Source organism: Ruegeria sp. AL11, assembly GCF_056540865.1.
On the sequence record NZ_JBQFXO010000004.1, the window covers coordinates 307738 to 329355 of the forward strand.

Here is a 21618-nt window from a genome sequence, read left to right on the forward strand (position 1 = left end):
TGTGCGCGCCCTGCCCCCTTCGTATTTATGCCGGAACAGCGGCTGGAGCGTCCGTTCTGGGACGCTCGGACTTCGGATCATAGGCCGCTTCACCAAGGACACGCCCCTTGCGCGGGCTGCCGGCGATCACGACCTCAACCTCGGTGCCCGGGACATTCACATGTGGCTTGACGAAAGCAAAGGCGAGGATCTTGCCGACGCTATGACCATAGGCAACCGAAGCCGTCGCGCCTACGACCTCGCCGTCGATGCGAATTGCCTCACCCCCATGACCATCTTCGATGCCGTCCGGCTCGATTTCCAGATAAGCGCAGATCCAAGGCATTTGCCCGGCTTGGGCCTGTGCGGCACTGGCCCGCGTGGCCTCAACCCCCAGATACTCTTTGTCCAGCTTGAAGAATCGGCCCACATTCGCCTCGGGCAGCGTGACCTCATTGGTCAGCTCACCAGCGCCAGGGAAGGCTTTCTCCATCCGCAGACTGTTCATCGCGAACGAGCCGTAGTTCTCGATCCCGAATGCCTCACCCGCGGCCCAGAGCGTGTTGTAGACGTTAACGCAAGCTTCATCCGGCATGTGGAATTCCCAACCTAATTCACCCGCATAGGACATGCGGAAGGCCCAGACCTTGTGCCCGGCGACAGTGATTTCCTGCGCCGACAACCACCGGAAACCGGCATTGGACAGGTCGGCCTCGGTGCATTTGGCCAGCACCTCGCGGGATTTTGGCCCATTCAGGGACAATGCCGACCAATCTTCAGAGAGCGTTTTGACGGAGACGGTCTCTCCCGCGAGGTTCTGGTTCAGGTGATCGACAAGGCGTTGCTCGAAGAAGGCCGCGCAGACCAGATAGTAGCGATCTTCGGCCATGCGCACGATCGTGGTTTCAAGCTCAATCCGTCCTCTGCGATTCAAAAAATGCGTCAGCGTGATCGAGCCATCTTTCTGCGGCATCTTGTTCGCGGTCAGGCGATCCAGCAGCGCATGGGCATCTGGTCCCGAGACTTCGACCTTGGTGAAGGCGGTCACGTCCATGATCCCCACGCGCTCACGCACGGCCTGACATTCCAGCGCAATCATCTCGAAGACTTCGTTGCGGCGGAACGAGTAGTGGTCGCGCTGCTCCACGCCATTGCGAGCGAACCAACGGGGGCGTTCGTGGCCGAAAACCTCTTCGTAAACCGCACCTTTTTCCTTGAGGATCTCATATAGCGGAGACGGCTTGATCGGACGTCCCTCAAGACGGTTGAAATGCGGAAAGGGGATCTCGTGGCGCAGCTTATAGTCTTCATGCGCCTTGACGACCTGCCAGTCTTTCTTGGCGTAGCTGCCAAAGCGGCGCGGGTCATAGTCGCGCATGTTGATATCGGCGGCACCGTGAACCATCCATTTCGCCAGTTCGCGGGTCAGACCCGGACCCCAGCCGATGCCGATCTGCGTACCGCAGCAGCACCAGTAGTTCTTGACGCCCGGCGCCGGACCAACCATCGGGTTGCCATCGGGCGGGTGGCTGATTGCACCGTGCACCTCGCGGGTAATACCCAGTTCGGCAAAGATCGGCATCCGCTCCAGCGAGTTTTCCAGCCACGGCATCACGCGGTCATAGTCGGCCTCAAACAGCCAGTTCTCGTACTCCCAAGGACATTCATCATGCCAGACAGAATTCGAGTTTTCTTTCTCATAAATCCCGATCAGGCCCTTCTTCTGCTCCATCCGGATATAGCCCGAGACCATCTTGTCATCGCGGATCACCGGCAGTTCCGTGTCCAGATCCTGAAATTCAGGCACGTTCTCGGTGACAAAATAGTGGTGTGTCATCGAGGTCATGGGCAGCTGCAGATCGGACCATTCGCCCATCTGCCGCGCATAGGTTCCGCCTGCGTTGACCACATGTTTGCAGGTGATCGTGCCCTGTTCGGTCTCGACCACCCATTCGCCTGTATCGTTCTGCGTGATGTTGATCGCGCGGCAATGGCGGAAGATCTTCACGCCTTTCTGCCGCGCACCCGCCGCCATGGCCATGGTCACGTTCGAAGGGTCAACATGGCCATCATCGGGCGTGTACAGCGCGCCCAAGACACCGTCGAGATTGTAGAACGGGTGCTTTTCGGCAATGAACTCGGGCCCCACCAGCTCAATATTGAAGCCAAGGGCGCGACCGACGGACAGCGTATGGCGCAGCCAGTCCATCTCATCCTCGGTATAGGCCAACCGGAACGAGCCGCAACCATGCCACGTGACGGCCTGACCGGTCTCTTCTTCCAGCGTCTTCGAATAGAGGCCGATATTGTAGTCGACCATCTTGCCCAGCCCGTAGGAGCTTGTGGAATGAGTGATCTGACCCGCCGCGTGCCAGGTCGAGCCGCTGGTCAGTTCGGCCTTTTCCAGCAGGATGGTCTCATCCCCCCATCCTTCGTGGCCAAGGTGGTAGGCCAGGCCGCAGCCCATGACCCCGCCGCCAACAATGACGACCTTTGCGCGTTCGGGCAGTTCTTTCTTGGACATCGCAGGATTCCTGTTCCAGAGTCGCAGATTTCTGTGGATTTGATAATCAAACAAATGTACCACGGTCAACACATAACGACACAAATGAACGCTACCCAAGGCAAGCCCCTCGGTTTCCAAGTTGAGGATCCATCATGACCAAGCCGCTCACCCACTCGCTCGAGGCCCGCTACTACACCGATCCCGCTGTCTTCGAAGATGAGATGAACGGGCTGCTGGCGCGGACATGGCAATTCGCAGGACATGCGGCCGATATCCCGAATGTGGGCGACTATTTTGCCTTTCAGATTGCTGGTCAGAACCTGTTTGCCATTCGCGGCAGGGATGAGGTGGTCCGCACCTTCTACAATGTGTGCCAACACCGCGCGCATGAGATGGTGACAGGAACCGGCAACACTCGGGTCGTGGTCTGCCCTTATCACCAATGGACGTATGAACTAACGGGCGGGCTGCGCGCAGGGCCCAACATCAAGTCGGTCCCCGGCTTCGAACGGGAAAAAATCTGCCTAACCGAAGTTCGTACCGAGATTTTTCTGGGTTTCATCTTCGTCAATCTCGACAAAGATGCCGCCCCGATGGACGACTGGTACCCCGGCGTGCGCGAAGAGATTGCCGAATTCGTACCCCATATAGATGACCTCGCGCCGCTGGAATGGGTCGAGATTCCGGAAAATTGCAACTGGAAGGTCTCGGTCGAGAACTACTCGGAATGCTATCACTGCCCATCGAACCACCCGACCTTTGCCGAGGGCGTTGTGAAGCCGGAAACCTATGACATCCGGCCAGACGAGCAAGGTGGCTACGTACTGCGCCACACGACCGAGTGTCAGGCGCTGGACAAGATGACTTATCCGATCGACCTGTCGGTGCCCCATGCCGGAGACTATCAATCGTGGTTCCTCTGGCCCATGTTCTCATTCCAGTGTTATCCGGGGAATGTGCTGAACACCTATCACTGGCGGGCCGAAACCGTGGACACATGCACCGTCTGGCGGGGCTGGTATACGGAAGGCGGCCATGAAAGCGATGTGATCCGCGGGCTGGCCGTTCAGGATCGCGAGACCACCGTGGCCGAGGATATTCGCTTGGTCGAATCCGTGTATCGCGGCCTCAAGTCCAAGGGTTATGTGCCCGGCCCACTGGTTCTGGACCCCAAATGCGGCGTGATGAGCGAACATTCCATCGCCCGGCTACAACAGTGGATGCGGGACGGCGTAGACACACCCGCCTGACCTGAAACGCTTTTGGATTCCGTACGGTAGAACCTGCCACTGCGCGGGTTGACCTGCGACTCATTGCTTTTGAATTTGGATATAAAGGCAAGTCCCATCTGGCAGGAGACCCGTCTGCCGGATTGGCTGACCAATAGTCAACGGGTCGCATAATTACGAGGAAGACCTATGGATGACACCCTGTTCGAAACCGGGCTAAAGCAACGCAAATCGACCCTGGGCGCAGAATATGTGGAAAAGAACCTTGCGGCGGCCGATGACTTTACTCGCCCGTTTCAGGAGGCCATGACTGCCTGGTGCTGGGGCTTTGGCTGGGGTGACGACACAATTGACGCCAAGACGCGCTCTATGATGAACCTCGCCATGCTGGGTGCGTTGGGCAAGATGCACGAATGGGAAATCCACTGTAACGGTGCCCTGAACAATGGCGTCACCAAAGAGGAAATTCAGTCGATCATTCACGTGGTCGGAATCTATTGCGGTGTTCCTCAATCGCTTGAATGCTTCCGCGTCGCGCGTAAGGTGCTGGAGGAACGGGATCTACTATGACGCCCGCTTTGGAACAGCGATCAGAGGTGTCGATTCAGGCAACAGGCACCAGCGCAAGCCCGCTGGACCAGGCGTCTTTGACACAACCGCGCGCGGAGACGCTTCAATATGAGACCATGTTGAAAACAAACAGCAATTCCCGGCAGGGTCACCAAATGGATTTTGCGCGCATTCGCGCTCAATTTCGCAGCTCTGCCGCCGGTTTTTACAGCGCCGCAGCACAATTTGTTTCGCTGTTTCACCATCTTGGGTCTATTGTCTCAGGTATCGGTCCGACAAAAAGTCGGGCCATATAAAAAAATGATCATCACAACAGGGAGAACTTAAACCAATGATCAAAAAGTATCTGCTCTCAACGGCCTGCGCCGGTCTTGCCGCGTTTTCGGCATCACAAGCAGCGGCTGCGGATGAAATCACCGTCGCCTATTTCCTCGAATGGCCGATGCCGTTCCAATACGCCAAGGCCAATGGCACCTATGAAGAAGAGATGGGCGTCAAGATCAACTGGGTGTCCTTCGACACCGGGACTGCGATGTCGGCTGCTATGGCATCCGGCGACGTTCAGATCGCTGTAAGCCAAGGCGTTCCGCCGTTCGTTGTGGCCACATCAGCTGGTCAGGACCTGCAGGCCGTCGATGTTGCGGTTAGCTATTCGGACAATGACAACTGCGTCGTGGCCGAAGCGCTGGAAATCGACAAAACCAACGCCGGAGAGTTGAACGGCAAGAAAGTCGGTGTGCCGATCGGCACGGCCGCGCACTATGGGTTCCTGTCGCAGATGGCCCATTTCGGTGTGGATACCAGCTCGCTCGAGATCGTAGACATGGCACCCGCGGACGGCGCAGCAGCCTTTGCTCAGGGTAACCTGGACATGGTCTGCGGCTGGGGTGGCGCTCTGCGTCGTATGACTGAACATGGCAACGTATTGCTGACCGGCGCTGAGAAGGAAGAGCTTGGCATTCTGGTGTTCGACGTCACAAGCGCACCAACCGCGTTCATCGAGGAAGAGCCGGAACTGCTGTCTAAGTTCCTCAAAGTGACTGCTGACGCAAACGCGCAGTGGAACGCGGGTGAGTCCAAGGACGAGATGTTGGCCGTGATCGCAAAGGATGCAGGTATGGACCTGGCCGATGCCGAGGCGACCATCGCGACCTTCACCTTCCCCTCCGCCGAAGAGCAGCTGTCTGACAAATGGCTGGGTGGTGGCGCGCATGAGTTCATGGGCGGCGTTGCCAATGTCTTTGTGGATGCGGGCAGCATCGACTCGGCGCTGGACTCCTATGAGGGCGCTGTAAACAGCGCGCCGCTGGCGGCCGCGTCCAACTAATACAACATACATATTCCGGGGGCCGGTCATCCGGCTGGCCTTCGGAAACAACAGCAGGAAGGAAACGGAATGCCTGAACTGGACATCATTGATTTGTCCATGCGCTTTGACTTGCCCAACGGCACCTCGGTACAGGCCCTTCAGGACGTCACACTCAGCCTTAAAGAAGGTGAGTTGGTCTCGGTCCTCGGGCCCTCGGGATGCGGCAAGACAACGTTGCTGAACATCGTCGCGGGCTTCCTTGCGCCCACCTCGGGCCGGGTCGAGCTAAATGGCCACGTGGTCGAAGGGCCAGACGCGGAACGCGGCATGGTGTTTCAGAAAGGCGCCTTGTTCGAATGGATGAACGTGCGCGAAAACGTGGAATTCGGCCCGCGCATGAAGGGCATGCCCAAGGAAGAGCGCGATAAGATCTCGGACCATCTTCTAGAGGTCGTCGGCCTTCAGGACTTCAAGGAGAAGGCCGTTTATGAGCTGTCGGGCGGTATGCAGCAGCGCGTGGCCCTGGCACGGTGTCTGGCGAATGAGCCTGACGTCATCCTGATGGATGAACCTTTGGGCGCGTTGGACGCGCTAACCCGGGAAAAGATGCAGGGGCTGGTCCTGAAACTCTGGAAAGAGACCGGCAAGACCATCATCCTGATCACCCACTCGGTCGAGGAGGCCCTGTTGCTAGGCGAGCGCCTGATCGTGATGGCCCCACGTCCGGGGCGTATTCACAAGGAATACAACCTGCCTTTCGCGGAACGCGGCGTGAACGCCGACCTTCGCGATGTCAAAAAATCCGAAGGTTTCGCCGAAACCCGAGATGAAATACTGTCGATGATCTGGGAAATGGAAGAAGAAATCATGGGCCGGACGGAGCAAGCATCATGATCGTACTTCTGTTTTATATCGGCCTGTTCGGCGGCGCGTTTCTGATCGTTCACCTGTTGCGCAAGGGCCTGCAAAGCCGTCAGGACTTTACCAGCCTGAAAACCGTGACCTTTGGCGATGAAAGCGCTGTGCGCGCGGATCGCGCAGCCTCGATCATCTCGATTCTGGTAATCTTCGTGATCTGGGCGGCATTCACAGGATCAAAACTGATCCCCCTGCACGTTCCGGGGCCGTTTGTGGGGGAAACCCAATTTACTTACACCGTCGAGAATGCAGACGGCACGACTGATGACGCCACCGTCTTCATCCGCGTCCCACCCTTCGGAGAAGACGCCGAAGATTTCGAGGTTGATCCCGGTACGGGCTTCGCCAAAGACGATGCATTTGCTGCGCCAACCGGGCGGTCTTCGACCATCTTGTTTGACAAGAACGACGACGCCAAACGCGCAGATGGCGCAAAGATTATCGCGATCAATGGCAATCCGATCGGTCCTGACGCAAAAGTCAATGTTGGCGACGGCACTGTATCGCTGACCGGCAAGGGCGCTATCAGCTTTACCCCAGCACAGGGTTTGCAAATGAACCCTATCTGGCTTCCTGCACCGGAAACGGTCGTTGCGCGTTTCTTCGAGATCGCCAACGAAGGCTATCAGAACTTTTCGCTCTGGCAGCATTTGGGTTGGTCGTTGCTGCGGGTCATCGCAGGCTTCATCGCCGGGGCTATCGTAGGTATTCCGCTAGGCTATGCGATGGGCTTGTCGGGCTGGTTCCGCGGTTGGTTCGACCCGATTGTCGAGTTCATGCGACCTGTCCCTCCGCTGGCGCTGATCCCGCTGGTCATCATCTGGTTCGGGATCTGGGAGACTGGCAAGATCGTTCTGCTGTTCCTTGCCGCCCTTTGGATCATGACCATTGCCGCCCGTGCGGGAGTTTCGGGTGTGAATATCTCCAAGATCCACGCGGCCTATTCGCTGGGTGCATCCAAATGGCAGATCATGCGTCATGTGATCGTCCCGAACTCTCTGCCCGAGATCTTCACGGGTGCGCGGGTCGCGATGGGCGTCTGCTGGGGCACGGTTGTTGCGGCGGAACTGGTCGCGGCGCAAAAAGGGGCTGGTATGATGATCATCGCGGCCTCGAAATTCCAGCTGACCGACATCGTGATCATGGGCATCGTGCTGATTGGCATCATCGGCTACGGCATCGATATCCTGATGCGCAAGGCTGAGAACGTGCTGGTTCCATGGAAAGGTCGTAGCTGACCGAAGATACCAAAAAAACCGGCAGATTGACCCGCTCGTCAATCTGCCGGTTTTTCTGTCCAAGCGTTTCTCTCGCCAACTACACAAGTTAGCGCGCAGATTGAAACCAACTGGCAACTGACGGTTGCAGCCCCTAGACTTGACCTCGAACCTGACTGTCCGCATCGCAGCGCCAGTCACTGTAGGTCGCCGTGGAGCTTCAATGCGTGTCACCGTTGGGATCGCTGTGTCAATGCTCGTCGCTTTATCCATCGGCGTGTCGACCTTCATCGTGCATTCCCTGTGGTGGTCTACGGCGCGGGACAACAGTCAGATGCTGGCAGCCGAGATCAACAGCCAGATATCGAACACCGTCCGGATCGAGGTTGGCCTGACCCTCAGATCCGCCGAGGCTGCCTGGGCCGCTGTCCGGACGATCTTCATTCAAAACGTGATCGAGACACGTCAGGCCGACAAGCGGGAATTTGTGTTTCTGTCTCAGCTGCAATCTCAGCCAAATATCTCATGGATCACATTCGGCTGGCCCGATGGTAATTTCTTTGCAGCCCACCGGCTGGGGGATAGCGGGCTTGAAATGATCGAGATCGACGAGAACATTCACGACAGGAAGCTGCGCCGGGACCGCTATATCTTCATCCCCGGCGACATCCAGTTCGAAGAACGCAGCTTTTCCGAGACAGATTACGACCCACGCGAACACCCATGGTATGACAACTTCATCGACCGCGACACACCGGATTGGATCGAAGTGCGTGATCTGCCAAACAGCGACAAGACGGTGTTTGCCTATTCCGGCCCAATCGACGTTCGCCGCCAGCGGCAAGGCGTGCTGTCGGTTGCCATTGATACCGACCGCCTGTCCCGCTTTCTGGGATCCCTGCGCCCCGGCGAGTTCGGCGCGGCCTTTATCCTTAGCGCTGACGGCAAGGTCATTGCCGTGCCCGATCCCAACGCGGACGAAATCACCCCCGCCCGCATGGGCGAGGGAGAGCTGTACGAAGTGGCGAAACTCTCGGGCCAGAAACTGCTGGCCGAGGCAGACGAGGTCGTTGCGGGCACCCTAACAAAACGGGTCGTGTACGACGACGTGGCTTATGCAGTCGCTTTGACACCGCTGGGGTTCTATGGCTGGCGTGTGGCGACGGTCATCCCTGAATCGGCCTTTCTGTCAGGTATCGACCGGACGCTGATAAATCTGGTTTACATCCTTCTGGGTGTGGTGGCCTTGGCGACCATCGCCGCGATCTGGCTGGTGCGCCGGGTCGTCGCCAACCCGCTGTCACGCGTCGCCGAAGACCTCAGCCGGATTGAGCGGTTCGATGTCGAACAAGTCTCACGTCGTCCTTCGCGTTTGGTAGAACTTGAAAATCTATCGGCCGCGACGGCGAGCATGGCGGCAGGGCTTTCGGCCTTTCGGAAATATGTGCCGACCGATCTGGTGAAAATGCTGGTCGCCGCAGGTGTGAAATCGCAACCCGGTGGCGAGACCAAACAAATCTCGGTCCTGTTCTGCGACGTGTCTGGCTTCACCGGTCTGGCTGAGAAACACGGCCCAAAGGTCGTGGAACTGATGGAGCCGTTCTTTAACGCGGCCTCCTCAACGATTGAACGCCATGACGGGACGCTCGACAAGTTCATCGGCGACGCAGTGATGGCCTTCTGGGGTGCGCCAAGGCAGAATCCGAACCACGCGGAACACGCCTGCCGTGCCGCGTTGGAACTTGTTGAAGACATTGAAAACTCAGCCTTGCAAAGCCAGTCGGACGAGGCTCTACATGTTCGCATCGGGCTGAATAGCGGAGAAGCGCTTGTTGGCAATATCGGGTCCGAGCATCGCCTGAACTACACCGCCATTGGCGACGTTGTGAACGTGGCCAGCCGGTTGGAGGGAGTCAACAAAGCCTACGGCACCGCAATCCTGATCGGCCCCGAAACCCGGCGCGAAGCGGGCGACGCGATCATTGCCCGTGAATTGGACACGATGGAGATCGTGGGCCGCACCGAGGAATTGGTCGTGTTTGAACTGATCGCAATAGCCGGCGACACGCCTGAACCGCCTGCCTGGATCGCGGCCTACGAATCTGGCCTGACGCATTTCCGGGCCGGGCGATTTTCCCAAGCCATCGACGCGTTCAGAACCGCCGACACCCTACGCGGTGGCGACCCGGCATCAGTGGTGATGATCGAACGGGCGCAGGCCGCGCTTTAAGAAACTGCATCACGAGGCCTGTCGTTTCAGATCCTGAATGACGAGCCCGCAGGATTGAATTAGCTTGTCCAACTCAGCGCTATAATTCTCGGCGCCGCTTCGCAAAAGCCCCTCGACCGATTGTGCCTTGGCGGCCAATTCCGTTTCACCAAAACTGGACACACTGCCATAGACCCGGTGAACGAGGAACTCGATCCGGTCCCTGTCGCCTTGGCCTTGGGCTTTCTTAAGCTCGACATAGCAGTCTTCGAGCGATTCTCGGAATGTCAGGAAAACCTGCTCCAACTCTTCATTGCTCAGGAATTTCCTCAGGCGTTCTTTGGTGTCATCGGTGTTTGGAATATAGGATATCTCGGACGACGGCAGCCCGAGTGAGGCCCGCATGGCACCATATAGCACCCGCTCATCCAGAGGTTTGGAGACCACCGCGTCAAAGCCAGCATTTGTGTATTCATCCAGATCTTCGGGCATCACGTTGGCCGTCACGGCGATGGTCGTGATCGATTTGTCTAGTCCCGCTTCCTTGGCAATCTGTTTCAGGTTACGTGCCAATTGAACGCCGGTCGTGTCGGGCAGGCGGATATCGGTCAGAATGCAATCTGTGTCATCTGGACGGAAGCGGGCAATCGCCTCTTTGCCGTTGGCCGCTGCTGTGACCGTGTGACCATCTCTCTCCAACAGGCTTTTGAGGATCTCCATGCTGGTCGGGTCGTCCTCGATGATCAGAACGTTTTGCTTCGTCCCGACCGTGGCTGCAAAACCCGCCATTTCGGATTGCGGGCTCGGGGCCGGGGCCGCGTGGAAAGGCACTTCGACCCGGAACACTGTCCCCTCGCCCAGATTGCTTTTGACTGACACCTGCCCATTCAGCGTTGAGACAAGCCCGCGCACAATCGAAAGTCCCAACCCGGTTCCGCCTGTTTTGCGCGAGTCGATGTTCGAGGCCTGCGTGAAGGGTTCAAAGATATCCTTGACTTGGTCCTCGGGCACACCGATCCCGGTATCGCTGACTGTAAAGGCCACCGACTGCTTTGATTGCTCAAATGACAACGTGACCGAGCCTTCATTGGTGAACTTCACCGCATTGCCCAGAAGGTTCAGCAGGATGTGCCTCAGGTGGCCACTGTTGCCACTGAGATAAACGCCATCGTCAAACTGCGGGATGATCAACTGTACGTTCTTCGACCGTGCCAGTGGGCGCAAGACGGCCTCGAGGTCTTGCAGAACCTCGGACAGGTTGAAGGTGCGGAACTCGCGATCTTCGGGCTTTTCCTCAAGACGCGCGATGTTGAGGACATCGTCGATGAGATTGCGCATCGCAAGGCTGGAGCGTTCAATCTCATCCAGTCTCTGGTCCAGAGACTCAGGGTCCTGCGGGGTCAATTTGATCAGGCGGATATTGCCGACGATGCCATTCAGCGGCGTGCGCAGCTCATGACTTGCGGTTGCCAGAAACTGGGATTTCGCCTCATTCGCCTTTTCCGCATCGTTGCGCGCCTTTTCCAGATAGACGCTCTGCACGAAATTGGCCCGCAGCGTGCGTTCGGAAAAAAACTTGGCATAAAGACCAATCAAAACAGTGGAAGCCAGAACGAAGGAGGGGCCGATCCAGGTGTCCATCCCGCTGCTCAGGCTCGTTTTGTCGAACACCAGATAGTATGAGACCGGCACGAACAGCAAAAGTTGCAACGCTGCCGAGTGGGAAAAGACAAAGGGCAGAAACACGGTGCCCGCAAGGCTGATCAGCGCAAAGCGATACAGAAAATCCTTGGATTCATGGTCCCCGGAAAAGGCGAAGGCGGCCCAGATGGCCAGATACATCATCGACCAGCCGGTCGAGATGATCACGGGCAAAGTACGCGCGGGAAGTTTGTGAGAGAAAAAGAACAGCCCAAAGATAAACGAGATGATGAACAGCCGCGCACCCCAAACGGCCAGATCCTGACCCGAGAAGCTGCGGGAATGGAGAACAAAAACTTCAAGAAAAGCAAAGACGACGTAGAAAGACGCTCCAAACAGCAGCGCAGTGCGGAATTGCCCGCGTGTGGATTCGAAGTACCAATCGCGGTATTGGGCCTCAAACTTCTTGTCCAGAAAGTTCTGGGTGACCGCGTTGATCGGCTCATCATATATGAAGGCGCGGGGTTTCACTGTCGCGTTACCCCCAGTCGATAGCCGACCCCGTGGACCGTCACTATGATCTTGGGACCATCGCCGCCATCCGACAGCTTCCTGCGGATCTTGGCAACCAGAGCATCAATCGTGCGCTCTCCGGCGTCATGGTCGGGCGATAGGGCAACTGCATCCAGCAGCACCGACCGGGACAGCACCCGACCGTTCGCGTTGACGATGGCCATCATCACGTCGAACTCGGCCCGTGTGACGGGTATGACCTCGTGCTGGGCGTTCCAGACCTGTCGACTGTCCAGATCAATCTCGATCTCTCCCAGCCGGACTTTGCTATCCTGCCGGGGCATCTGAGCCTGGGGGTTTGTGCGTCTGAGCACTGCGTTGATCCGGGACAAAAGCTCATCCGGGTCAAAGGGCTTGGTCAGATAGTCGTCACCCCCGATGTCCAACCCGCTGATCTTATCACTCGCGCTATTGCGGGACGACACGAAGATGATCGGTGGATGCGCTGATTTCGCCCGCATCGATCGCGCCAGTACCAGACCGTCCTCATCCGGCAACCCGAGGTCCAGCAGGGCGATATCCACCGATTGAGACGCCAGCGTCGCACGCGCATCCGCAACATTGGACGCTTGAAGAACATTGTAATGCGGTCGAAGGAGCGCGGACGTCAGAGCAAGCAATGACGGATCGTCCTCTACCAACAATACGTTCAGCTTCTTCAACTCTGCGGTCCTACCTGTCTGTTTCTAAACACAGCTTGGCACGTGTGAGTGTTTTCGTCCAAACCATCCCCACACTCTTTTTGGAATATGTTCAGCCACGGACACAAGCCTAGCGTGCGTAAGAACCGGGCCTGTTAACATCTGGTTAACATCTGCATCGCGGTTTGGTGACAATTTGATTTTAATCTCTGTCTCAACGTCCCGATTTATTGGTGCAGTTATGTTGAATACATCTTTTGAAATTATTGAACCCATCGACGATCCCGAACTGTCTGAACTTCCGGCGCCATGCAGCAAGCATAGCACTCTGGCAGTCGTTGATATGGAGAGCAACGAACCGGCGGTCGTGAAGACCTTTCCGGTTCGCCCGACGATCATCCACCCTCAGCCGAGCGCATTGATCGACCAAACGTTCGAGGACAATATCGCCGAATACGAGGCTGATGGTGAAAACAAAAGCCTGTTGGTCACAATCATGATGACCGATGTGGTAAACTCGACCGAGATCGTCGCGCGTCTAGGCGATGCCGAGTGGCGCGATATCATGGACACTCTGGATACGGCAGCGCTTGAGACTGTCGCAGAACACGAAGGCACACTTGTGAAACTGATGGGTGACGGCATGCTGGCGATCTTTCCTCGCCCCAGTGCCGCCATCGCTTGCGCCAAGGCCTTTCGGGCCACGGCAGACGCGCTCGGCCTAAAGCTTCGGGCCGGTATTCATTGTGGAGAGTGTCTGCGCACCACCAACGATGTGACCGGCATCGCGATCGCAATCGCGGCCCGTGTTCTCAGCCTGACACCGGGTGGGCAGACATGGGTTTCCAGCACCGTGCGCGATCTGGTTTTGGGCCTGGGGCTGGAGTTTCAGGAAATTGGACCCAAACAGCTGAAAGGCCTGAATGACGAGTGGGTTCTGTATCAACTGGAGGATGACGCCGAGACGTAGTCGCCGCCTCCATGGGGTTTCTTGCCTCCCACCGGCTTGAGGGGGAACCGGGTCTCCGACCAGATTGGAACCGCGGTTCGCAGGTTAGGCACGAGGTAAAGAAAGTGTTGCGCGGGTGAACGGTTTGTTAGGGTACTAGAGTGGTTTTTTGTTGGTCCCGTTCACCCAGCGCAGCACAGTCCATAAAGGCCATGAACTTGCCTGAAGCGCCGTCTTGAGCGGCGTGAACACGATCATCATGACAATGCCCAGCGAGAACAGACACCAGATCGCAGGCATTTCCGTAGGGCTATCGGTTGAGGCCCAGGCCAGCGTGGGCCCGATAAGCAGTTGAAACCCCGCGACTTTCCATGCGCCCAGAGCGGCGGGCAGCAGAAACATCACCGTAAAATAGACCGGGAAGTTCAGATCATATTGCTGCCCAAGAATCGTTGCAGGCAGGCTTTCACCCAAATCATTCAGTGGCAAATGCCACCCTATGTGCCAGCTTTCCGCCTTCACACACAGATGATCGCTGCACAAAAGACGACCCGGTCGGCACGGGCCTGCCCACTCGAACGGATAAATTTGCAGCAACAGATACACTCCAGTCACTGCGCCAAGACCTAAGACCACGGGAGCTATCATACCGCGCACATCCTTTGGGATGAAATACAACGCGAGAATGCCGGTAAACAGCGGCTGAAAGGCGATATGTATATAGGCCAGCAACGCGGCGACCTGATTTTGGGGCAATGCGCATTGCCCCTCGACAGAATAGGAATAGCCCTGCAGCACCTCAATCGCGGTGAAATACACCAGCGGAGACCAAAGCAGCGGGCTCTCGCCTTGGCGTATGGCCTTGACGGTGGCGACTACCCCGACGGCGGCAATGGTATAGGACGCTGGCCCGCTCCAACACATTGTAATATCGTTCCTTCAAACCACTCGTCTTGGGATAAGTATGCATTCGGTCAGCCTTCAAGAAAGCCTTTTTTCAGTCGAAGACATTCTTCAGGATTTCGCGCGGTTCGACTTTCCCCTGAAAGACATCTGGCTTAGCGCGGCGCGGTTTCATTTCCAGAATCTCGACCCTGAAATCTGCGCCCTGCCCCCCGGCGCGCGGGCACTGGAGATCGGCTGCGGGGCTGGTATCCTGCTGACCATGCTGCGCCAGCGGAACCCTAACATTACGCTGGACGCCATTGAGCCTTTCGCCGAAGGCTTCGCACCGATGGAGCATGTTTTGGATCACGCCGCCAAGCAGGGCGGAGACATTCAACGCAGCACCTATGAGGCGTTCACTCCGTCACAACCCTATGACCTGATCTACATGGTCAACGTTCTGGAGCACTTGCCGGATTGGCGGCATTTCCTGGATACGCTGCCGCGTTTTCTGGCCCCACAGGGCCGCTGCCTGATCCTGTGCCCCAACTACGGTTTCCCGTATGAGCCGCATTTCAACATCCCCGCGCTTCGCTCAAAGACCCTGACAGCGCGACTGTTTCGGCGGCGGATCGCATGGGTCGAGGACAATTACGAAGTTCATGGGCTGTGGAACAGCCTCAACTTCGTCCGTCTGGCCCAGATCAAACGTCACCTGAAGGGGTCCGGCCTGCGCCTGCGCGTACGGTCTGAGATCACCGACAGCATGATCGACAGGTTCAGCGACGATCCGGTGTTTCAGGAACATATCGGAGTGTTTAACGCGATCGGGCGTGGGGCAAAGAAACTGGGCCTGACGCAGGTGGTCCGCGTTTGGCCATTCGAGAACATACAGCCCTATATGTTTCTGGAGCTGTCCCAAACCGACGCCTGAACCGTGGACCTTAACCACGTTGGCGGAAACCCAAAGCCGTGCTAACGATTGGAGACGCCAACCAGTTTCATAGTCTCAATCATTTTCAGTGACGATAATGAGTTCGATCAAGGTTCCGAGGGAATTCACAAAACCAGACGACAGGATGGCCTGCAAAGCGCTGGCAATCAGCGCAGGCGTCGTCGCTGCGGGGCTTGCTATCCCTGCCCTATTTTCCGGAGCATGGCTTTCCCTGACCTTGGGTTCGTTTCTGTTTGCGGCCGGTATCCTGCGGCTCTATTCTATCCAGCATGACTGTGGGCACTACAGTTTTTTCACGAACAGAACGTGGAATGATCTCCTTGGAAACCTCCTTTGCCTCTTTTCCGGGATCGCTCATAGCGTTCTGAGGTACAATCACAACCTGCATCACCAGCATCTAGGCAATCTGGATCACCGGGACGCTCACGAGGTTTATGTGATGACCCGGCGCGAATATGAGACCGCGCCCCTCTCCAAGAAGCTGTTCTACCGCGCCTACCGGCACCCCATCACCTTGTTCTTGATCGGCCCGGTCTTGATCTACTTCGTCCAATACCGCTGGCCCCGAAACACGCGACGCGTCAGCGTCCGGGATGTTCTTTTGCAGAATATCGCCATGTTCACCTTCTGGGGCCTGATCATTACATTTCTTGGCTGGTGGAGTTTTTACGCCCTGATCCTTGGAAGCCTTCTTGCAGGCAGTTTTGGAATATTTGTCGTCTATGTCGGGCACAACTTCGAAGAAACCTATTGGCGGCAGTCGGGCGACAAAACTGCCCATGCAGCCGCTCTGCACGGTGCGAGTTCGCTCCGACTGGGGCCGGTTGTGGATTTTGTGCTGCTGAATTTCGGCTTCCACGACCTGCATCACCTGAACGCCAAAATCCCTTGCTATCACCTCAAGACCTGCAACGCCTCAATCGCGCAGAACTGGAACAGCGCGGCAATCGACATCCGAGACGCGCTCAGTTGCCTGAAATGGAGGCTGTGGGACGAGGATACCAATCGGATGATCCCCTTCCCACATAGTCTGCGCCATGATCTCAGTCTGGACTGGCGCGGCCCGGCACCTTCGGCGGAGCTTTAGACCTGGCGCTACTGTGACGGCAGGCCGGTGTCGGGCATGGTGAAATCGTCCGGCAGGATCACGATATCCTTGGGGTCGACTGTCAACCTCATCGACGTGGGCGAGGTCACCTCGACCACATTATGGAAATGGGCGTCATAGTCTTCGGGTAGAAGCATTCGATCGTCCCGGTCCCTCGGGTCCGCGCGCAACCAGGTATCGAACCCGGTCAAATCGTCGAATTCATCCGCGAAATAGTCATGCAGGCGCCGGAAGAGCTTGGGCCAGATTGCCAGATCCTGATAATTCACAGGGGTTACTTCGAAGTCTTGACCGGGGGCCGACGCATCATCGGGATACAGGCCATTTCCAGTCGCGCGGGCCTGATCCGCAATCCCTCTGAGATGCCGGGCAAGTGAGATCGGCAGCGTCAGGTAGAATAGCGGATAGGACTGACCCGCCTCCAGGCTGCGCGCGTTGAAGCTTTGATCCACGCGCTCTGGCATTAGTTTGAAGACCTCACCGTCAGGTTCGGGCGCGTCACCCGCGTAGACAAAGGCCACAATCCGGCCGTGGCCATCTAAACCATTGGTCAGGATGTAGCCGCGAACCGGGTTATTTTCGACCTGTTTCACCTTGTTGGGCTTGTCCTCCCAGAACACCACGTCTCCGAACCCGGCCCAATCCAACAGAAAATCGCGCGATGCCTCCGCGAGGGGTTTGTTCTGATGTGCGCTGCGGAAATGGGTTTCGAGCGCATCCAGCCCTTCAAAGCGCAGATTGATCATCCCACGCCCATTAAACCCTGGCCGGGGCTGGCCCGAACGCCAAAGGTCCTGAACAAGCGACGGGTCATCTGGTTTGAATTTCAGAGTATCACCGTCAGGTTCCGGGCCCTGCTTTGGAATGTCGGGATAGAAAATATGAAACTCGCCCTTAATCAGCTTATAGGCCATTGCGCCCTCCGTAATTCATCAATCAACAATGACCGGATGGTGACGGCTGAGCGTAACAGTTTCAAGTCAAAGCGACCCCAGAGCGTGGGTGCATTAACCGCGCGGCAGGGCCATCACCTTGTCACGTGCCAGTGTACTCGCCTCGGCCCGATTCAGCGATAGCAACGTTTCTTCCGTCGTAAGACCTTTGGCCAGCGCTTTGACCCAAATCCTGCGCGCCGAGACGGGCGACCATGGCAGCGCCGCTTCAGACAACCACTGCCGCAACGGGGCGGGCAAGCTGTCAAAGACGGCCATGGGATCGCCCGCGCGCTTCCTGCGCCGCAAACTGCTTTGCCCCAGATTTCCGGTCATGCGGCCTCGTCCGGGTCTGTGATGGGATCCAGCACCAGAACGAGCCGGGTCTCGCCGGTTCCTTCGATCGGAGGGGAACGGTGCAAAAGGCCCGACCGCGGTGTTTCCGGCCAGCGTGTCCCGCGCAACAGGATCGGAGAACCGGTTTGCACCGTAAAGACACGTTGAGGCTCAGCGCCATCACGCGAAATGCCGTATTGCGTGCCGGTACCGCGATAGGTGCAAACCAGTCGCGCCGTGATGGCATCGATATGGAACTTACGGCAGGCGTTGGTTGTGACAACATCCAGCCGCAACCGCAAATATCGGACCGAGACCAGATCTGAGAACACCTCTGCAAGCAAGGCGATGTCTGCCTCCAGCCAATCCCGCTCGGGGCATGCTGGCAAGCCGGACATGTCACAGAGATGGCCGACCGTTTCGGCCACCTTGCCCAACGGGAGGATCACCCGCCCCTTGGGCAGGTCCTCAGGGTCAAGATCATTTAGCCAGCTTTGAACATCCGGCGGAGTTTGACGCCGCCAAAGTGCTGCGGCGCAGCCTGGGTTGAGAAAGGCGCTCAGCGCCTCGGGCGTATCCGCAACGCCAACCCCAACGGCCGCACCGATCACGGTTTGGCGCACAACGCTCATGCTGCTGCCTCAGCCCGACGCCAGATCGGGAACGGGTCGGGATAGTCCGGCAAATTGTCGGGACCCAAACCCGCAACGGCGGGCACAAGACAGGCATCCAATCGCGCCCTGAGGGTCGGCCAGTCGATCCCTGCCCCGATGAACACGATCTCTTGCCGGCGGTCTCCCCATGGTTCTTGCCAATGGGCCTGCATATAGGCACGGGCACTGTCATGGGTCGGTCGGCGTTCTTCCGGAACTGAAGCCCACCAAGTGCCCAAAGGCTGCACGCTGGAGAGCGCACCGGCCAGCGAAAACTCAGCCACCCAATCGCGACGCGTCGAAATCCAGAAATGCCCCTTGGCCCGGATTACACCCGGAAGATCGCCGTTCAGAACCTCAAGGATACGCTCGGGCACGAAAGGCAGACGCGCCCGGTAGACATAAGACGCAACACCATATTCTTCAGTCTCCGGCACGTGGTCAGCAAAGCCATACAACTCTTTGGCCCACATCGGATGCTCATGGGCTTTTTCGAAGTCAAACAGCCCGGTATCGAGGATTTTCTCAGCCGCCACAGCGGAGTGATTGACCTCGACGATCTCGGCATCCGCATTAAGGCTGCGGATGATCTTGCGGGCCGCGTCGACCTTTTCCGGCCCGGCATCGTCGACCTTGTTCAGGATCACGACATCGGCGAACTCGATCTGATCGGTCAGCAAATGGACGAGGGTGCGCTCGTCTTCCTCGCCCATGGTCTCACCGCGATCCTGCAGGAAGTCATGCGAGGAGAAATCCCCGAGCAGGTTTACCGCATCGACAACCGTCACCATCGTGTCCAGACGCGCCACATCGGACAGGCTTTCACCATACTCATCGCGGAAATCAAAGGTCGCAGCCACCGGCAGAGGCTCGGAAATACCCGTCGATTCAATCAGCAGATAGTCAAAGCGCCCCTCGGCCGCCAGTCGGCGGACCTCATCCAAAAGGTCATCGCGTAGGGTGCAGCAGATACAGCCATTCGACATTTCAACCAGCGTCTCGTCCGTCCGGCTCAGCTCGGTATCGGCGCGCACAAGGTCGGCGTCGATATTCACCTCGGACATGTCGTTCACGATCACCGCGACACGGCGACCTTCGCGGTTGTTGAGAACCCGGTTCAGCAAAGTGGTCTTGCCAGCCCCAAGAAATCCGGAAAGCACCGTGACGGGAAGGCGCGTATCTGACATATGAGTCTCCATAGCTCTGGATGCGGTTCTTGTAACTTTCATAGTTACTAGATTAATGCAACAGCCAAAGTTACGTTGCCAGCAGGTTAGGAGAACCCCGCCCTATGAAGCGCAATAGCCGCCTGTCACTTGCCCTGCATACGCTCAGCCACATGGCCGGAGAACCGGACCGTGTGCGCACCTCAACCGAAATTGCGGACCATGCCGGAACCAACCCGGTTGTTGTGCGTCGCGTTCTGGGAAAATTACGTGCCGCCGGTCTGCTGACGTCCGAGAAAGGTCACGCCGGGGGATGGCGTCTGGCCCGCAGGCCGAGCGAAATCACGCTGGCCGATGTCTACCTTGCGCTGGACGAGCGCCTTGTCGCCAGCGGCCTTGACGATGAGGCGCCAACCTGTTCTGTCGAACACGCCCTTCAAAAACGAGTACGCGGCGTTCTGGAAGAGATTGAGCAAAACCTCGTGGAAAGACTGTCAGAGACTTCGATCCAAGAGGTTTGAGTCAGGGCCCTGCCTAGGTGTCGAGACCTCTCTCTGTCTGCAAGAGCAGGCAACCGGCGGTGTGAAGAATACTGTCATCCAGCACGGCGCCGAGAAACCCTTCACGGTTTCAGGCACCTCGGGCCGTATCAGCGTCAATGGGTACCGCGCGGGACAAAGAAAGGCTCGATCAGAAGGGTCTCACTGTCCTTTGCCGGTTCAGCCAGACGTTTTTCCAGCAAGGTGATCACATGTTCGACCGAAAGGTCGATCGGATTGTTGATCGTGCTGAGATTGAACGCGGGCCACCCGGCCATTTCAATATCATCAAAGCCTACAATTGAGAGTGTTTCGGGCACGTCCACGTCCAACTCCCGTGCCGCGGTCAACGCTCCGATGGCGCTGGCATCATTGGCACAGATCAGCGCATCGAGGCTGTTTTCCCGCAGTAGTTTTTGCGCTGCGTCGTATCCAGCCCCAACCGTGAAATCTCCGACCTCTTCCGCGATCAGGGACAATCCTGCCGACGCCAAAGTGTTGACCACCCCGGCCCTCCGATCATCTGAAGATCCGAACTCGGCCGCGCCCGCAATGAACCCGAACCGTGTGCGGCCCTTGTCCAACAAAACACGGGTCGCGATGGTCATCCCGTCGGCATTCTTGCAGCACACATTGTCGATCCCCGCCGCATCCACGATGCGCCCGGATGAGATCATGGGGACCCCGAATTTGCTGCATTGCTCCACAAGCGCGCCGGGCATGCTACCTCCGCGCAGAATCAGAGCATCCAGCGGATAGCGCAAAACCTGATCCATGGCTGATTCAGCGCTCTCGCCGCTGCCATCAATCAGAATCGGCCACTTGTTCAGCGCGTTCAACTGCCCGACCAACCGGTTCACGAACTCCGAGTCGTAGGTGCTCCGCTTGTTGCCTACAAAGACCGCAACGAGGTGCGATCGCCCTCCCTTCAACCCTGCCGCCAACGCGTTGGGTTGATACCCCATACGGTCAGCCATCCGCATGATTTTTGTACGTTTTTCCGCATCGAGGTAAGCGCCGGGCGTAAACGCACGGGACACGGCCGAGCGGGACACGCCCGCCGCATCGGCAACCGCCTGCGCCGTAACGCGGCGCGGTCTGTCCAGTTGTTTTTTGCTGTCATCAACCACGCCTAAGCTGTCCATCTTTTTTGTTTAATTTGTCAATATTGCTAGAAATCTTTCATCGAACTGTCATACGTTAACAGTATGTGGTCACGTGTGCAGTTTGCGGACGTATTCCACTGATGCGGGTCGGAGGCTGCGCGCGAAAAACGCCGCAGGGGAGCCTGCATGAAAACTGG

20 protein-coding genes are annotated in these 21618 nt (G+C 57.5%); 11 read left to right on the forward strand and 9 right to left on the reverse strand.

Features of this window, described 5'->3' with window-relative positions; genetic code table 11:
* Positions 1–25: 25 nt before the first annotated feature.
* Positions 26–2503, reverse strand: a complete 2478-nt coding sequence (locus ACR0IP_RS08950; RefSeq protein ID WP_480525082.1) for an FAD-dependent oxidoreductase — start codon at positions 2501–2503, stop codon at positions 26–28.
* A gap of 134 nt (positions 2504–2637) precedes the next feature.
* On the opposite strand from ACR0IP_RS08950, the gene ACR0IP_RS08955 reads away from it, so the two are divergent.
* The 7 genes from ACR0IP_RS08955 (at position 2638) to ACR0IP_RS08985 (ending at position 9958) form a co-directional block, all read left to right on the forward strand.
* On the forward strand, positions 2638–3735 hold the full coding sequence (locus ACR0IP_RS08955) for an aromatic ring-hydroxylating oxygenase subunit alpha (protein WP_480525084.1): 1098 nt from the start codon (positions 2638–2640) through the stop codon (positions 3733–3735).
* Between the two features lie 168 nt (positions 3736–3903).
* A complete protein-coding gene (locus tag ACR0IP_RS08960; protein WP_170376962.1) occupies positions 3904–4284 on the forward strand; it encodes a carboxymuconolactone decarboxylase family protein in 381 nt (126 codons plus the stop codon).
* On the forward strand, positions 4281–4580 hold the full coding sequence (locus ACR0IP_RS08965; protein WP_480525086.1) for a hypothetical protein: 300 nt from the start codon (positions 4281–4283) through the stop codon (positions 4578–4580). The genes ACR0IP_RS08960 and ACR0IP_RS08965 overlap by 4 nt, the downstream gene beginning before the upstream one ends.
* A 35-nt stretch (positions 4581–4615) precedes the next feature.
* Positions 4616–5611 carry an ABC transporter substrate-binding protein gene (locus ACR0IP_RS08970; RefSeq protein ID WP_170376958.1) on the forward strand — a complete coding sequence of 332 codons (996 nt, stop codon included), beginning with the start codon at positions 4616–4618 and terminating at the stop codon, positions 5609–5611.
* 69 nt (positions 5612–5680) lie between these two features.
* Positions 5681–6487: a taurine ABC transporter ATP-binding protein gene (locus ACR0IP_RS08975; RefSeq protein ID WP_170376956.1), complete on the forward strand. Its 807-nt coding sequence runs from the start codon at positions 5681–5683 to the stop codon at positions 6485–6487.
* Complete coding sequence (locus ACR0IP_RS08980; RefSeq protein ID WP_170376954.1) at positions 6484–7749, forward strand: ABC transporter permease; 1266 nt, start codon at positions 6484–6486, stop codon at positions 7747–7749. The genes ACR0IP_RS08975 and ACR0IP_RS08980 overlap by 4 nt, the downstream gene beginning before the upstream one ends.
* A gap of 202 nt (positions 7750–7951) precedes the next feature.
* Positions 7952–9958 (forward strand): adenylate/guanylate cyclase domain-containing protein, encoded by a 2007-nt coding sequence (locus tag ACR0IP_RS08985; protein ID WP_480525089.1) that lies wholly within the window; start codon positions 7952–7954, stop codon positions 9956–9958.
* A gap of 9 nt (positions 9959–9967) precedes the next feature.
* On the opposite strand, the gene ACR0IP_RS08990 is transcribed toward ACR0IP_RS08985, so the two are convergent.
* Both ACR0IP_RS08990 and ACR0IP_RS08995 read right to left on the reverse strand, forming a co-directional pair.
* Positions 9968–12109 (reverse strand): ATP-binding protein, encoded by a 2142-nt coding sequence (locus tag ACR0IP_RS08990; RefSeq protein ID WP_170690192.1) that lies wholly within the window; start codon positions 12107–12109, stop codon positions 9968–9970.
* Positions 12106–12813, reverse strand: coding sequence for a response regulator transcription factor (locus tag ACR0IP_RS08995; protein ID WP_425085221.1), 708 nt, complete (start codon positions 12811–12813; stop codon positions 12106–12108). Before ACR0IP_RS08995 ends, ACR0IP_RS08990 begins: the two co-directional genes overlap by 4 nt.
* A gap of 322 nt (positions 12814–13135) precedes the next feature.
* Here ACR0IP_RS08995 and ACR0IP_RS09000 point away from each other — a divergent pair, with 322 nt between their 5' ends.
* A complete protein-coding gene (locus ACR0IP_RS09000) occupies positions 13136–13762 on the forward strand; it encodes an adenylate/guanylate cyclase domain-containing protein (RefSeq protein WP_480525091.1) in 627 nt (208 codons plus the stop codon).
* 135 nt (positions 13763–13897) lie between these two features.
* Here the strand turns inward: ACR0IP_RS09000 and ACR0IP_RS09005 are convergent, their stop codons facing one another.
* A complete protein-coding gene (locus ACR0IP_RS09005) occupies positions 13898–14665 on the reverse strand; it encodes a DUF5765 domain-containing protein (RefSeq protein WP_480525093.1) in 768 nt (255 codons plus the stop codon).
* A gap of 40 nt (positions 14666–14705) precedes the next feature.
* On the opposite strand from ACR0IP_RS09005, the gene ACR0IP_RS09010 reads away from it, so the two are divergent.
* Together ACR0IP_RS09010 and ACR0IP_RS09015 are read left to right on the forward strand one after the other, a co-directional pair.
* Positions 14706–15560 carry a class I SAM-dependent methyltransferase gene (locus ACR0IP_RS09010; RefSeq protein WP_480525095.1) on the forward strand — a complete coding sequence of 285 codons (855 nt, stop codon included), beginning with the start codon at positions 14706–14708 and terminating at the stop codon, positions 15558–15560.
* A 97-nt stretch (positions 15561–15657) separates the two neighbouring features.
* Positions 15658–16668: a fatty acid desaturase gene (locus ACR0IP_RS09015; RefSeq protein ID WP_480525097.1), complete on the forward strand. Its 1011-nt coding sequence runs from the start codon at positions 15658–15660 to the stop codon at positions 16666–16668.
* A gap of 8 nt (positions 16669–16676) precedes the next feature.
* Here ACR0IP_RS09015 and ACR0IP_RS09020 read toward each other — a convergent pair whose 3' ends face one another.
* From ACR0IP_RS09020 to ACR0IP_RS09035, 4 genes are all read right to left on the reverse strand, one after another.
* The gene (locus ACR0IP_RS09020; RefSeq protein WP_480525099.1) at positions 16677–17603 is read right to left on the reverse strand and encodes a thermonuclease family protein; all 927 of its coding nucleotides are present in this window, start codon (positions 17601–17603) and stop codon (positions 16677–16679) included.
* Between the two features lie 93 nt (positions 17604–17696).
* Positions 17697–17957 carry a DUF6525 family protein gene (locus tag ACR0IP_RS09025; RefSeq protein ID WP_480525101.1) on the reverse strand — a complete coding sequence of 87 codons (261 nt, stop codon included), beginning with the start codon at positions 17955–17957 and terminating at the stop codon, positions 17697–17699.
* A complete protein-coding gene (locus ACR0IP_RS09030; RefSeq protein WP_480525103.1) occupies positions 17954–18589 on the reverse strand; it encodes a DUF1826 domain-containing protein in 636 nt (211 codons plus the stop codon). The genes ACR0IP_RS09025 and ACR0IP_RS09030 overlap by 4 nt, the downstream gene beginning before the upstream one ends.
* Positions 18586–19797 carry a GTP-binding protein gene (locus tag ACR0IP_RS09035; RefSeq protein ID WP_480525104.1) on the reverse strand — a complete coding sequence of 404 codons (1212 nt, stop codon included), beginning with the start codon at positions 19795–19797 and terminating at the stop codon, positions 18586–18588. Before ACR0IP_RS09035 ends, ACR0IP_RS09030 begins: the two co-directional genes overlap by 4 nt.
* A 104-nt stretch (positions 19798–19901) precedes the next feature.
* Between ACR0IP_RS09035 and ACR0IP_RS09040 the strand changes: the two genes are divergently transcribed.
* A complete protein-coding gene (locus ACR0IP_RS09040) occupies positions 19902–20297 on the forward strand; it encodes an RrF2 family transcriptional regulator (protein WP_480525106.1) in 396 nt (131 codons plus the stop codon).
* A gap of 134 nt (positions 20298–20431) precedes the next feature.
* Here ACR0IP_RS09040 and ACR0IP_RS09045 read toward each other — a convergent pair whose 3' ends face one another.
* Positions 20432–21445, reverse strand: a complete 1014-nt coding sequence (locus ACR0IP_RS09045) for a LacI family DNA-binding transcriptional regulator (RefSeq protein WP_480525108.1) — start codon at positions 21443–21445, stop codon at positions 20432–20434.
* Positions 21446–21618 lie beyond the last annotated feature (173 nt).

Coding starts and splice junctions, on each gene's coding strand:
- ACR0IP_RS08980 (WP_170376954.1), top strand. CDS start 6,484: ATGATCGTACTTCTGTTTTATATCGGCCTGTTCGGCGGCGCGTTTCTG.
- ACR0IP_RS09025 (WP_480525101.1), bottom strand. CDS start 17,957: ATGACCGGAAATCTGGGGCAAAGCAGTTTGCGGCGCAGGAAGCGCGCG.
- ACR0IP_RS09015 (WP_480525097.1), top strand. CDS start 15,658: ATGAGTTCGATCAAGGTTCCGAGGGAATTCACAAAACCAGACGACAGG.
- ACR0IP_RS09040 (WP_480525106.1), top strand. CDS start 19,902: ATGAAGCGCAATAGCCGCCTGTCACTTGCCCTGCATACGCTCAGCCAC.
- ACR0IP_RS08985 (WP_480525089.1), top strand. CDS start 7,952: ATGCGTGTCACCGTTGGGATCGCTGTGTCAATGCTCGTCGCTTTATCC.
- ACR0IP_RS08970 (WP_170376958.1), top strand. CDS start 4,616: ATGATCAAAAAGTATCTGCTCTCAACGGCCTGCGCCGGTCTTGCCGCG.
- ACR0IP_RS09000 (WP_480525091.1), top strand. CDS start 13,136: ATGGAGAGCAACGAACCGGCGGTCGTGAAGACCTTTCCGGTTCGCCCG.
- ACR0IP_RS09020 (WP_480525099.1), bottom strand. CDS start 17,603: ATGGCCTATAAGCTGATTAAGGGCGAGTTTCATATTTTCTATCCCGAC.
- ACR0IP_RS09010 (WP_480525095.1), top strand. CDS start 14,706: ATGCATTCGGTCAGCCTTCAAGAAAGCCTTTTTTCAGTCGAAGACATT.
- ACR0IP_RS08975 (WP_170376956.1), top strand. CDS start 5,681: ATGCCTGAACTGGACATCATTGATTTGTCCATGCGCTTTGACTTGCCC.
- ACR0IP_RS08950 (WP_480525082.1), bottom strand. CDS start 2,503: ATGTCCAAGAAAGAACTGCCCGAACGCGCAAAGGTCGTCATTGTTGGC.
- ACR0IP_RS08965 (WP_480525086.1), top strand. CDS start 4,281: ATGACGCCCGCTTTGGAACAGCGATCAGAGGTGTCGATTCAGGCAACA.
- ACR0IP_RS09005 (WP_480525093.1), bottom strand. CDS start 14,665: ATGTGTTGGAGCGGGCCAGCGTCCTATACCATTGCCGCCGTCGGGGTA.
- ACR0IP_RS08960 (WP_170376962.1), top strand. CDS start 3,904: ATGGATGACACCCTGTTCGAAACCGGGCTAAAGCAACGCAAATCGACC.
- ACR0IP_RS08955 (WP_480525084.1), top strand. CDS start 2,638: ATGACCAAGCCGCTCACCCACTCGCTCGAGGCCCGCTACTACACCGAT.
- ACR0IP_RS09035 (WP_480525104.1), bottom strand. CDS start 19,797: ATGTCAGATACGCGCCTTCCCGTCACGGTGCTTTCCGGATTTCTTGGG.
- ACR0IP_RS09030 (WP_480525103.1), bottom strand. CDS start 18,589: ATGAGCGTTGTGCGCCAAACCGTGATCGGTGCGGCCGTTGGGGTTGGC.